Here is a 13,603-nt window from a genome sequence, read left to right on the forward strand (position 1 = left end):
CCCCCCCCCGCGTAATAATTCAAGTAATATAGGCAAAAACTACCATGCGATTAAGGTAACAACTATATTCAATATTAAATATTACAAATAATCATGCGAGCGCCGCATAGCTAGTGTTTGGCAACTGCGGCAAAACAACAATCAAACCGGCAGTAAAAATCAGCGCGAGTATAGGCAAAAGCTGCCATTGGCACGTAGATGAGAATGCAAATCCAATCCAAGAACCAGTAGTAGCACCAATCGCAAACGCAAGGCGCGCCCAACCAGAAAACTTAGCGAGAGTACTCCCTTTAAACAGAATCTGACGCGCAACAATAATCGGCTCTACTAGTAACATTCCACCAATCGCTTGAAGGAAGAATGCGAAGCAAATCATTGGCAAAAGATTAATAAACATAAGGCAATAAGCGAGCAAGCTCACAGCAATACCTAAAATCGCTACTTTTCTTAAACCGAGTTTTTGAGAAGAGTGCGCATATAAAACGGACGCGAGCACGCTTCCTACACCAGTGAAAATATACAGTATTGTTAAAGATTGAGAGCTATATTGTTTACCGATACCGAGAAGAATATAGGAAACAGAGCATGCAGGAATAAAAGCAACCAAAAGAGATCCTGCAAGAAGCATGATTTTACTCTTGAGTGACGGATTCGCAGATTGCTTAGCTGCAGATTTATTGGCAACGTCATTTTCTTGCGATACTTGCGATACTTGCGATACTTCTCCTTCTTCACTAATCGCTTGCGATTCATTCTCTACATCTTGCAACGCTTCCTCTTCTGCGCAAGACGCTTGCGCAATGTCTTGTTTCATAATAAATCGCGTAGCACAAGCCGCGAAAGAAGTCACGGACGAGAAAATCAAAACCGCAGGAATCGACCAGCTCGCAATCCACGATCCTAATGGAGAGCCAAGTAATGTTCCTGTAATACTTGCCAAAATGCTCACAATGCCGCTGTAGTTTACAATCATGCTGTCGTCGCCGCCTGCAGCATCAACCTCGAAAACTTCGCTAGCAATATCAATCACTTGACCTGTAATCAACAATGCACAAGAAAGAGCTACAAGCGACCACTTCCACGCAGGAGAGCCAAACATAAGAAGCGGCAGCAAACCGAGCACGCCTTCTACGCCCTCAGTCATAGCAAGAGCGCGAAAACCGCCAAGCTTATCAACAATCCAACCAGAGCATGGCGAAAGAAAATCGGCAACCGTCATAAAAGTCTTACGAAAACCAATCACCCAAGCTGGCAAACCCACAATAATAATAGAAGGCAAAACCGATCCTTCATACGCTTGATTGCCGAGCATAGAAAAACAGAAGCCAACCAAAGCCCATCGCAATGCTGGACTAATAGATCTCATACGAATAAAAATATTATTCCGCTTACCAATAGCCTTCATAATAAGCCCCTTATAAATTACATTAATTGTGTTGACGAATCGACATTATTGATTTACGTTTTCTTAGACGACCTATAAGTTCAGCAGGAAAACCATGACGAATAACATGAAAACGTTCCAATCCTGGTGCGACAATTTGCACAACACTAGGATTGCATTTCATCGATTTACGCTCATAGTGGAATGCGTCACGTTTCCATATATCTATTCCGTACTTATGAAGATCATTTACTATATTATTTATCTGAATTTCTATGTTAGGAATAGATAAAGTGTCACGTATATCATATGACACTAATTTTTGTGAAAATTTCCCACTATCCTGTCTAATTTTTTCTAAGAATAAAGCTTTCTTAATATTTGGATATGAATGTACAAGATGTTTTAGTCTTTTGGATCTATCACGTTCTTCAGGATTAGAATAATCTTTATCTGCACATAACTCTTGCCATAACTCAAGAAGCGAACGATATGTTGCGTATCCTAAAAATTGCGATGCGCCGCATCCAAAAGTAGGAATTTCTTCTCTATCTGTCTTATAACATATAGATAGCACCACTGAGCCAGACAAAGCTGGAATCGATACAATATACACCTTGTTACCAGTTGCGCTCTCAATAGCCTGTTTTATTTCTTTCAATAATTCACAATTAGGAATTAAAAACTCTACGCATACATCATCAAATATATTAGAAAGAAGAATATTAGATGTTGCATCTCGTTCAATAAGTTCATTAAGCGCATGCAAAGTCGCTTCTTGGATAGAAGCACCTGCGGCCCATCCATTATTTGTATAGTAGCAACGAATTAAATTTTCATCAATAGAAGAAAACTCACCAGTAGACTTTCCACCGCAGTATTCTGGTGGTAACGAAGCAATAGCATTATCACTCATACTATAAAAAGTATAATCAGTATTTTTGCTTGCTGAATTAGAAAGATTAAGAATCGCATCTCCTTTTATTCGAAGAGATGATGAACAAGAATACAAAACAGACTGATTCGAATATACTATATGTTCCAATAATTCATATAAACCGCTAGTTAGAGATTCAAGCCCAAGACCTTTACCTCTAGCGGATTCTAAAACAATATCTGCACAATCAGCCTCATCTAAATAAACACACGAATCCAAAATACAAGTAGTGTCTAATGCTGATACTTCAACACTCCATTGCCACTTCTTTAAGGCAAATACCTCAATAATTGATGACAAAGAATCCATCAATGTAAATTCTCGTTCAGGTGAAACAAAATTAACCATAACATATCTTTTCACAAAATAATGCTGGCAATTGTATTACAAAATAACAAAACCGCCAGCATGTTTATTTCAATTTTCATCATCGTCTGGTATTTCACCAACAAAGAAATCACTCATACTAGTAAAATGTGGAGTGCTGTGTTCAGTTCTAGTACGTCCCATAATATTCACCTTTCAATAAAAAATAATAACTCATTTAATTTCCTTTTAAGTTCATTTAAGAACTCATTTAAGAACTTTGGTAAAAGATACTATTACTTCTTACAAAAAATACAATACAGTTATAAGTCATGAATACAAAACAGTAACAAATAATAAATTTTATTAATTATTTTAAGAAAGACTTATAGTAAATTATTGTATGAATGAAAAATTTTATACTAAATGGGTGTGTTAAAAAGAAAACGATCATTGAGAAAAAGTAAAATATACTGTTGCAACTAATACAAATTTTTAAAGATTAACAAAATTAGACTAAATATAATCCACTAAAAAGAAGGTCTATAGGTCGAAAAGGGGCTTATGATAATTTCTTAAGTATTTTATGCAGTAATAGCACGATTATCTTTTAAGCCTTTTTACTCTGTGGTTGTTATAAAAATCAATTGTTTGACGTAATTCTTCTGTACTACCCCAGCTCTATGTTGCAAGAAGGTTTTCTATTGACAGAAGAAGACTATCTCCTTGATATTAAAAACCATAAATAGATTCAAAAAATGCATATTTAGATCATTTGAGCCAATCTGTTTCATTATTACTATTCTCTTTAACTACTCTAATATTGCGCTCTAAAAGACCAATACGTTGCTTAAGTGGAATTATTTTGCCAGTTGTTGCATTATAACGACTAACTAAATAAGGAGCTTCTCCGCACGTTATTTCCATTCGACGTTCATCTACATATGTCATCCAATTTGTTGAGCATTTCTCTGAAAACTCAATTTTTTCTGTGGTAGAAATCCAACTTTTATATTTATTATGGTTAAAAATATCTTTTTACCAAAACACGCTTCTAGTTTCATTACGTGTTGACACAATGAAATCTTACTCTTGTACTCTGAAACTATTTATAGGAATCCTGAAATTTTGACATTGAGCTCTTAACCCTTAGTTTGGAGCATCATACTATTTATTATTGAAAATAAGAAAGCTTATCTCAAATAACACTCAAAAGATAACATACAAAAAGATGGCTCTAACATATCGCTAGAGCCATCTTCTAATAAACAATGCCGGTTACTTAAAACAAGCAGTGCCTACTTATTGTTTTTTTCATCATTTTCTTCTTAAGAAGAAGTGCAAGTCCAGCAATTGAGAAACCAAGCACTGCGAGCAAGCCTGCAAACGATGCCGATTCGCCTGTCTTAGGAATCATGCCAATATGCTTTTCAGGCTGCGGCTGAGGAGCTGGTGTCTGCGGCTGCAGCTTCAGTTCCGACGCAGGTTGATTTGGAGTTGGGTTAGGCTCTGGATTCGGTGACGGAGTTGGCGTCGGTGCCGGAGGATTCGGAGTTGGATCCGGATTTGGTACAGGATCTTTCGTGTAAATAGCATACACAGTCATATCGCCATTAACTATGCTTGCTCCCGTAAACGTCTCACCCTTACCGTCTTCCTTCGTATTCCACTCCTTGAAGGTATAACCAGCCTTCGTTGGCTTCTTCAGCATAGACTCATTAGTCAACGCATCAGTATCAATAGCCTTACCAGGCTCCACATTAACAGTAGCAACCGTAGAATCGCCATCTTTAAAAGTTACAGTATTATATGTAGGCGTCGGATCTGGTGTCGATTCTGGTTTCTTCACTTGGAAAGAATAAGAGATTTGTTTAGACTTATTTTCTTCTCCGTTCGCATCTAACCCTTTAGGATCCTGTTCAGCAGCAAAGAAGAAATAATTGCGATTAGCACAGTTATCCTCTCTTGCAGTGGTTGCTTTCACAAAATTCTCTGTGGAAGAATTAGCAAAATCATAGAAACCGGCTACCGTTCCTCGAATTCTATATTTTTACCTTCAGTAACTGTCTTTTTCACAGATAGACCAGTTACTGAAACAATGATATTGCTGGTATCTACATTCTTAACTTGGTTAATGATGTCTTGCCATTTTTGAGTTGTTCCAGGATTATCTTTCTTTAATGTAACAATGAGCGTTTTACCATCATTTGTTTTTGTTACACTTGGAGAAAATCCCTTAATTCCGCTAATTGTAGCAGATGCATCATTAGCTACTTCTACACCATCTGGAATATCTAGCGTAAAAGCAAATCCTGCATCAACCTTACCGTAGCTATTGTGGAATTTCGTAACATAGGCGTCATTCGTGCCACCAACTCTCGTATAGCTTAGCGTCCAACCATTGAGATAACGCTTAAACCATGGGATACTAACTGAAAAATCAAGATTCAGTTTATCCCCAGATTGTAGCTCACCAACCGCTTTAGAATCCGTTTCACCCTTAAGCTTCAGATCACCGTATACTTTAAGTTTATCAACTGGCTTTTTAATTTCATCTTGAGTTAATAAATCATTTTCCTTAAAGCCAAATGGGTTGACACGATTTTCGATAGGTTTTGTAGGATTTTGTCCTGGTTTTGTATCTCCTTCTGCCGTATCATTACCTGCGAGATAACCATATCTTTCTTCAAAATCCATCCCAGTAGGCATAAGCCAATACGTATTAGGGTTATTCACTATCCCCGCATTTGGCGTACTAGTCATGTCTTCTAAAGAGTTAAATGGAAAATCAGCAATCGCTGTTTTACTTGAAGAGGTTAAATACTTAGGAAATACCCCATAATAAGTTTTCCCTGTAAAACCATCGGTTATCTCTTTCTTTTCCACATCAACCCAATACGTATTCTTTAGCGTACTATCGCCCAAATATTCAGGCGTAGCAGCCAACGAATCCTTAATTAAATATAGAAGCGGTTTGCTACCATCCGCGGCAAACACTGGTGACACAAATGCTGCTGATGCAATCAATGTAGCTGATACTATCGTTACAGCCATATTTTTTAGTAATTTCATACAAAACCTCCTACGGTCTCTTGATTTCAAGTGACTTTAATGGGGAGGTAATGTTAACGATTGGATCACTAACTGGGTGATTGCCAAATTTGTATAATTGGCAAATTCCTGAACCAGTTATAGTTCCAAGTAATTCTTCTTTTCCTTCTACTATATATGGGATATTTACGTTAATTTCATGCCCAGTTTGATTACGTTCACTTTCTACAAGCTTAAAAAATTCTTTATAATCATTCCAATTTCCTAGTTGAATAGTGATAACAACTGAATTATCCTTTTCTACATATTTAGTCTCAATGGCACTGATAGTAGATGTGTTTTCGGTAGCTTTAATTCCCTTTTTATCAACGTGGAAGTTAGAAGGGAATTTTATCGTATACTGAGCAATAGGGAACTTTTCACCTTCACTGGACATGATTATATTTTCAAATTTCAAAGGTCCAAAACCTTGTCCTTTTATTTCTTTCTCATATACTTTGTAGGCTCCTTCAAAAAGGTCTGCAGCTTCCACGCTTGCGCTTATAGTACCCGTATAAGAGTCTTTTTGCCCTTCAATTGGCGTGACGGGAGATGCAGTTACCGTCTTACTCACATCAACGGTTCCTGTAATTTTCTTTAAGAAAAAGGATCCGCTTACGTTTAATTGACTATCGACTTTATATACAAGTTGTCCTTCAGCCGCAAACGCCTGTGTAGTTCCAGCCATAACACCAAACGCTACTAATGTAGCCATCAATAGACCCATTGTCTTTTTTACTAATGTTTTCATATTTTCCTCCTTATTAATCTAATAATGGGTTATAGGCCAAAAAGTGTGTAAGAAATCATGTCTTAGACCTTGCAATACAAGGGTTTTGCGGTAATCGAATCTGTTTTCTGCACATTCGCCACCTGGACAAAAAGTGTGTAAAAATAAGCTCATAACCCTTATAGCAGTAAGGCTCGCAGTATATCGAATGTGGGCTATTTCTTATATTAAGCGGCGTTCGAAGCATGTATTAGCTGAGTATTTAACAATAAATCGTCAAAGGCTGTTACTAACGCAGATTACGTACTGCACCAGTAACATATAACCCCGCTTATCTGTTGTTAACGCAGATTACGTACTGCACCAGTAACATATGACCGTTACTTTCTTAAGATACTTGACTGAGTTTTTAACAGTGCTGAGGCTAGTTTATGCCACAGAATACTCATCAGCTTAGTTTTACACACTTTTTGGCCTATAACCCCCTTTTTCCTCCTCTCTTATATAAAGAAGCGACCAAGATTTTCTTGGTCGCTTCATGTTCGTATAACACTCATATAATACCTAAAGAACTAGCTTTACAGTTAGATAATCCACCTTACTTGTATGCTCTTCCATTTAAGGAAACTAGAGAATCAAATAATTGCGTTTCATCTAGAATACTCTCAGTTGGAGTTCTTTCCGTTATTGCAAGTTCTTTATACTTACTAGTAATTCCCTTAACAGCTTCTAATATCGATGGTTTAGAAACTTTGGAATCACTTTTCCTATACTCTTTAATTAAATCAGAAACTGCAAAAATCCCTAATTCCTTAAATTTCTGAGTTCGGTCATGATCATTCAAAGTTTCATTATTACTGATTCTTTCAACATTAAACCTTGTATTGTTTACTTTTTCGTCATAAGCCATCCTAAACTCTAACGAATTTTTCCAACCATAGTCAGAATTGTAAACAAACTTTTCACCAGTTATGTCTTCAATAGCCATAGCTAGAATATACTCATAGCATCCAGCATCTCTACTATCATAAATAGCATCGTAAAGAGGTTTAATTGCCTTCAGTCCCAGTTTCAATATTCTTTGATAGTTTTTAGAATTCCTAATAAACTTTCCTGGATGTGCCTGCATAGCCACTTGTGGATTAGTCTTCGTCTCAGTTTCTAATTCCACCATCAACTTATTCATGGATCCCTTTATATCATCTAACGTTTCAGCATAAGCTACGTTTACTGGCATCAATTTATGAGCTATATTCCCACTATTCTTTGATGCTTGATTATTTCCAATAATAAAAATTCCAGTAAATACAAATAGAACCAATAAAAGTAAAGTTCCTAGCGAAATATACATTTTTTTCTTAGACATAGTATTACACCTCCTAGAATTCTATATTCTTAATTTGTTGTATACTCTCATAGTGTAGGATATTATCTTAGTTAAGTATCCATAGAGATTAAATTCTATTTTTCGCTTAACATTAAGATAATCGTTATGTCTTCGTTGCCTAAATGATTCATCCACTGTCTAAACAGTTATACTATAGCGATATTAATATAACATGTTATATTGTTTTTATCAAGACACAAATTCATCTTAATCACCTAACTTATTTCTACCAATTACAGTGAACGCTCCCGCACGGTTAAGTGGGAGCATGTTACCGTTAATCAAATACAAGTCACCACCCTCACAGGCGGGAATCTTATCCAGGTTTTCTAACTGTCTAATATCGTTTGCGCTCATCCAACCGTTTTGACGAGCGGTAGCATAACCATTCATACGACTCTGATAGTCTCCTCGAAGAAGACCATCCACGTTAAACTTCACATAATAAGTTTCTTTCTCCTTATCAGTAAAAAGCCGCCTCGTAATAGACTGTTCAAAACGCGCCACCCAAGGATCCAGCGTGTATTTCACAAACTCCAGCGACTGCTGCTCAATATTAGAAAAACTTGATTTTTCTAAATCACCAACCATGTGTGGTGGGACTCTAAAAATACGAGCGATTTCGTTAATCTGAAACTTACGAGTTTCAAGAAACTGCGCTTCGTTAGGCGAAATAGAAATAGGCGTATACTTCATGCCTTCCTCTAAAATCGCTATCTTATGCGAGTTAGAACCCGAGAACCCCCTATTCCAACTATCCCTCATACCAGACGGATCTTTTACTGTACCGGGGTATTCCAAGATTCCGCTTGGTGTAGCACCGTTAGCGAAAAACGATGCACCATACTCTTCCGTAGCTATTGCCATGCCGATAGCGTTTTTTGCCATCGCAATAGGCGAATAGCCAACAAGACCGTCAAAACCAAGACCGGGAATATGAAGCACGTCAAATGGTTTAAGTTTCACACTCGTTTCTTTACCCGCTAAAACATCACTATCATTTAACGTATACTCGTAAAAAATTTGACCGTTCTCATCCCGGTCAACTCTCATACGATCAGGCATTAAAGGGTATAAGCCTAAAACCTCGCGTCCTGGAATGCTTTTCTAAAATTCAACCCCTCCGTGTCAGCATGAAACACGTAGATAGACGCATCATCTGCCATCGCCTGCTCCATGTTCACGAACGAGTTGAAAAGAAACTGGTAAAACTTATCATTCTCCATATTATCGTTTTTAATTTTCCCAGCAGCACCCTCATAGTTCACGTTATAAGGCGGATCAGTAACCACCAGATTCACTTTAGTATCCTCAAGAAGCGTCTTAAATGTTTCTAACTTAGTAGCATCACCGCAAATAACACGATGCTTACCAAGCGTCCAAATGTCACCTGTTTTAGAAAAACACGGTTCTTCCAGCTCTTTTTCAACATCAAAATCATCATCGCTTACGTCTTTATCGGCATCAAAAATACTGGAAAGCTCCACCTCGTCAAACCCGAGAAGATCAAGGTTAAAATCAGCTCCTTCAAGCTCTGACAACTCGACAGCTAAAAGCTCACTATCCCAGCCGGCGTTAAGTGAAAGCTTATTATCCGCGATAATATAAGCACGTTTTTGTGTTTCAGTTAAATGGTTTTCTTTCACGCACGGAACTTTTTTAAGACCCAGTTTTAATGCCGCGGCAAGCCTGCCATGCCCTGCGAGAATCGTATTATCTTCCGCCACTAGAATTGGGGATAGAAAACCAAACTCGCGAATACTTGCCGCTATCTGAGCCACTTGTGCCTGAGAGTGAGTGCGAGCGTTTCTCACATACGGGATAAGCTCACTTACGTCAGCCAAATAATACTGCATTTCTTTTTCCATAAGCTTTCCTCCCGTTAGAAAAGACCCCAGCAAGCCAGCTTTTCAAAACCACCCACCGAGTCAATATAATCTTTCGCAATTTTCACAATCTGCGAATACGGTTTACCATCAACCATTTCATCCCCGATAGCACAAGAAAACTCAACAACCCGACCGGTTTCCTGTGCTTTCAAAAACGCGTAAATGTTAACCGACACGTCAGCTTTCGTAAGATCCTTACCATGCAATCCGCCGCCCGTAACAGCATCAGCCATGTCTGACCCGAGTTTTCGGTTAACCGCTCCCGTATCCACGCTGATACCACCAGTCCAGTCGCCTAAAGGATTAACAAACGCATTCGGATAGTCTTTCAATACGTCTTCTCGTTTAGCGTGAGACTGGCAGATGATAAGCTTTTCACCATCAAGAACATACTTGCCGTCATACGGATACTTTTCATAAACCTTTCGAGCAATAGCCGAGAGTTTCTTTTGTTCGTCTGTTAGTGGTACGCCTTTAAAAATCCCGTTATCAGCGCAACGAACCATACCATCCTGGTTTCGGCTTAAATGCTTATCCTGCGGCACAACCGTAATATCAATCTTTACTTTCCCAGGGCTTAAACGATGGATAATATTTTTAATATCCTTAAACTTAAACATCACCGTGCTTTCAATACACACGGCACACTTACCATGCCCGAGCATCACTTCAACAGCAATCTTCGGATTCTCATCCAGCTTGTATGCAAGATCAACAATTGCTCCAGCAATACGATCCGCAATCTTGTCAACATGTGACGGGTTTACTTTTTCTATCATAATTTTTCTCCTTATATGTTTTTACGTGTAATAAGCAGGCGTTCTGTAGCGGTCGGAGCGATGGAGAGAACATACAAAAAGAGCCGGTACTCTAGGTGAAGTACCGGCTTTCTTAACTGAAAATAACCATAGGAAAATAGAGGTACTTCACATAGCACCCCACGGAATAAACCCGTAGAGACTCTACGATGTATCTCATCGCCCTATAGCTAATCAGGCTTTGTGATTTAAATTTGATGTTCTCAACCTATGCAACGATATTCATTTCATTAGTTGAAATCACATCAGAGTTATTGATTAACTCTGAATTAAATATAATCAAGTAAAGAAAGTAATAGAAGATAGTAAAAAATAGCATAACTTTAATGGAAAAGTAATGCTAAATTATTTACATTACTCGTCATTAAAGTATATAAGCGATATATTCCAAATAAATTGACATTACTTTTTGCAACCAAAAAATAAAGCCATGCTATAATCCATGACTTTATTACAATAGAAAGGATTCAAAATGCCCTTGATCAAAGAAAAAATTCCGTAAATAATTTTGAAAATTTTTTATTTATGTTTGAAAGCTGTAGTTGTGACTGCGTTGAAGATATAGAACACACATCTCCAGGGAAAGAGCCTACAATCAGATTAAAATTACAAGCAATACCTGAAATTTGGTTACACTGCCAAAGGTGGTTTATTTCGGATTGCATCTAATGTAAGCACAGAGGATCGAAATATACTTGGTAAATTAATTTCATTATCTAACAAACTAACTAAAGAACTTTTTTCTTTCTTTAAAAGCAATGGTTTCTTATTTCCTGTATCAGAAACTTCCTATACTGGATTCGATGAAAAAATTTTGTATGAAATAATCAACCGATTGAAAGCGACAGTTGAGTTAATGACTGCTGTAGTGAAATTAGAAAGAATTATAAAAAGATTTGCGAATTGGTTATCTCTTTACTCCTCCGTAAGGATATTTCTATAAATACAGATTTTATGAATAAACCTTATTCAAGCTGCCACAATTCTTATCTTGAAACGATTAACAACTCTCCATCTGAATTATCTCCTAAAAGAAAATAGGAAAAATTTGATGGAGATACCTACACTATTGCAGACTCTTTATATGGCACATATAATCTGAGCATCAATGATTATAACGATAGTATTGGAGGTTATAAATCTGTTCAAGGATTTCAAAACGAGCTATATATTAAAGTAACTTTGAAGTTTGTTAATTATGAGAAACAAGATACAGCTAAGAAAATTTCCGATTTCCTATTTCACTTCTTTTATGACATGAATGGAGATAGCTCCAATAATTTCTCTGAAATAATGAAAGTAGCAGTAATTGAAATCGCTAAGTTTCTAATTAAGGAAGAAATTAATTACAATATTAAAGATATACATCCTGTTTATGATCCAGAAACCATGACTCCTTCCTGGAAAGTAGATTCACTTCTTAGTGCTGTATATTTCTCCATATTTTACTTGAAACCAGATCTTGAGTTATATCGCCCCTGTGATAATCCTAGATGTGGTCGGTATTTCCTTGTAAATACCACATCAACAAGGAAACGTTTCTGTAGCAAAGAATGCTGCAACAGAGTTACACAAGACCGATATAGGAAAAGAAAAGGAAAAAGAAGAACTATAAAATAAAGTCTCTGTCTGTAGTACTACAAACAGAGATTCTGCAATAGTATTTTTTATATTTAATCTATATCGTACGTGCCACGGTCTTCGGCAACCATAGAATCAGTAGGCTTACGCGCATAAGATACTATTTTAGAAAGAGATGATTCCTTTGTAAATTTTATTTCCTTCCTGCTCAGAACAGACTCTATAGATTCTGCAAGTGCAGCCTTTTCCTTTATCGGTTTACCTGAATAATGGTACATTAGATATCTTGTATCAATCACAATTCCTTGGATTCGTTCATAGTATTTTTTGTTGCGTCTCCAGTCGCCAATTGCCTCACCAATGTTTCCAACAAAAGACGTCAGACTAAAATAGTTCTTTGCCATATTGTACGGCATGATGAAAGCATTAAATAGAGATTTCGCATCTACATTCTTATTCTTTTCCAAATATTCGCCATATGTAATTTGCTTATTGATTGACGAACCGTTAGGCAGATGGTCAGGAATCCCAGTCAAACCGTATTTATAGTACTTAGCGTCAAGAACGTAATATTTATCGTTATATATCATGATTGTATCCGGTATCAAAGGCCTCTTTTCTTTGTATTTGCCGTAGTCAAGCAACCATCTTGAACGAGGAAAATATTTATTTTTGTCCTTCTCTCCAAATGCTCGATCAATTAATTTTTCCCACACGTGATCAAAGTCATCTGTACCAAAGTAGAATTGCTTATCGGAAGTCTTCTCATACATATACTCAAGCATGTCATTCATGCTACGAAATAAGGATTTCTTTCTATCGTCATTTGTAGTAGCAAGCTTGTTTTGGACAATTCTTATTGACGTCTTAATATCCGGATGTGACCCTGATTCCTCTGGCATATAGGGAACATACAGCCATCCAAGTCTCTTAAACGCTTCATACACACAGAATCTATTAATCTGCGTTATTTCTTTCGTGTCATTTGGAGTTGAAGATCGAACTTCAAACTGTGTAAATACAAAAGAACTCACACCATTTCTGCTTTGAACAAGAGGCATTTGCTTTCGTGCAGTTCTTGCCCAATCCTGCTTACCAGTTGAAGCAGTAGTATATACTTGCTCTTTCTCAACATAATAGGCGCCACCAATTGAAAAATAATATTCTATAACATTTTTATACGCATTGATAGGGAAGCCTACTAATTGTGGTGCTGTAAACTTATTAATTGCCAATAATCTGTCATCTTTTGTTGTAAATTCAGATAACACTTGTATTAAATGCTTTATGTCTGTTCTGATTTCAGCATCGGTTTTTGGCAACTCATATCCGATTGGAAAATAGACCATAGCATTATCAGAATCAGCTTTGATACCAACAAAACGATCACCATCTTCATTTGTGTTAACATGGCAGTGTTTTTTAATATCAAATTCCTTGATTGAATTTGATGCTGAGTCTAAATCCATATAAATCACCGA

At 37.0% G+C, this 13,603-nt stretch carries 10 protein-coding genes and 2 pseudogenes; 1 reads left to right on the plus strand and 11 read right to left on the minus strand.

All coding sequences use genetic code 11. The annotated features are described in order from the left end of the window. Positions 1-91: 91 nt before the first annotated feature. The 10 genes and pseudogenes from HXT32_RS04235 to HXT32_RS04280 all read right to left on the minus strand — a co-directional run bounded on the left by HXT32_RS04235 (position 92) and on the right by HXT32_RS04280 (position 10,502). Positions 92-1,405: an MFS transporter gene (locus HXT32_RS04235; protein WP_064622165.1), complete on the minus strand. Its 1,314-nt coding sequence runs from the start codon at positions 1,403-1,405 to the stop codon at positions 92-94. Positions 1,406-1,427: 22 nt separating this feature from the next. Beyond that, positions 1,428-2,669, minus strand: a complete 1,242-nt coding sequence (locus HXT32_RS04240) for a YcaO-like family protein (RefSeq protein WP_102155297.1) — start codon at positions 2,667-2,669, stop codon at positions 1,428-1,430. Between the two features lie 729 nt (positions 2,670-3,398). Further along, a complete protein-coding gene (locus tag HXT32_RS04245; RefSeq protein ID WP_233186361.1) occupies positions 3,399-3,554 on the minus strand; it encodes a hypothetical protein in 156 nt (51 codons plus the stop codon). 355 nt (positions 3,555-3,909) lie between these two features. After that, positions 3,910-4,611 carry an InlB B-repeat-containing protein gene (locus HXT32_RS04250; protein WP_064621847.1) on the minus strand — a complete coding sequence of 234 codons (702 nt, stop codon included), beginning with the start codon at positions 4,609-4,611 and terminating at the stop codon, positions 3,910-3,912. Between the two features lie 41 nt (positions 4,612-4,652). Then, the gene (locus HXT32_RS04255) at positions 4,653-5,699 is read right to left on the minus strand and encodes a hypothetical protein (RefSeq protein WP_064621845.1); all 1,047 of its coding nucleotides are present in this window, start codon (positions 5,697-5,699) and stop codon (positions 4,653-4,655) included. Between the two features lie 10 nt (positions 5,700-5,709). Beyond that, positions 5,710-6,468 carry a hypothetical protein gene (locus tag HXT32_RS04260; RefSeq protein ID WP_064621843.1) on the minus strand — a complete coding sequence of 253 codons (759 nt, stop codon included), beginning with the start codon at positions 6,466-6,468 and terminating at the stop codon, positions 5,710-5,712. Positions 6,469-7,045: 577 nt separating this feature from the next. Continuing rightward, on the minus strand, positions 7,046-7,813 hold the full coding sequence (locus HXT32_RS04265) for a hypothetical protein (RefSeq protein ID WP_064621841.1): 768 nt from the start codon (positions 7,811-7,813) through the stop codon (positions 7,046-7,048). Between the two features lie 228 nt (positions 7,814-8,041). After that, positions 8,042-8,923, minus strand: a pseudogene (locus tag HXT32_RS04270) (phage portal protein); the annotation flags it as partial. Beyond that, positions 8,917-9,702: pseudogene (locus HXT32_RS04275) on the minus strand (ParB N-terminal domain-containing protein); the annotation flags it as partial. The pseudogenes HXT32_RS04275 and HXT32_RS04270, both read right to left, overlap by 7 nt. Positions 9,703-9,716: 14 nt before the next feature. Further along, the gene (locus HXT32_RS04280) at positions 9,717-10,502 is read right to left on the minus strand and encodes an S-adenosylmethionine synthetase N-terminal domain-containing protein (protein WP_422118912.1); all 786 of its coding nucleotides are present in this window, start codon (positions 10,500-10,502) and stop codon (positions 9,717-9,719) included. Between the two features lie 1,428 nt (positions 10,503-11,930). Between HXT32_RS04280 and HXT32_RS04285 the strand changes: the two genes are divergently transcribed. After that, complete coding sequence (locus HXT32_RS04285) at positions 11,931-12,161, plus strand: CGNR zinc finger domain-containing protein (protein ID WP_422119867.1); 231 nt, start codon at positions 11,931-11,933, stop codon at positions 12,159-12,161. Positions 12,162-12,214: 53 nt separating this feature from the next. On the opposite strand, the gene HXT32_RS04290 is transcribed toward HXT32_RS04285, so the two are convergent. Further along, positions 12,215-13,591 (minus strand): LlaJI family restriction endonuclease, encoded by a 1,377-nt coding sequence (locus HXT32_RS04290; protein WP_064621851.1) that lies wholly within the window; start codon positions 13,589-13,591, stop codon positions 12,215-12,217. Positions 13,592-13,603 lie beyond the last annotated feature (12 nt).

The organism is Gardnerella sp. DNF00747 (assembly GCF_049262675.1).
GTDB lineage: Bacteria > Actinomycetota > Actinomycetes > Actinomycetales > Bifidobacteriaceae > Bifidobacterium > Bifidobacterium swidsinskii.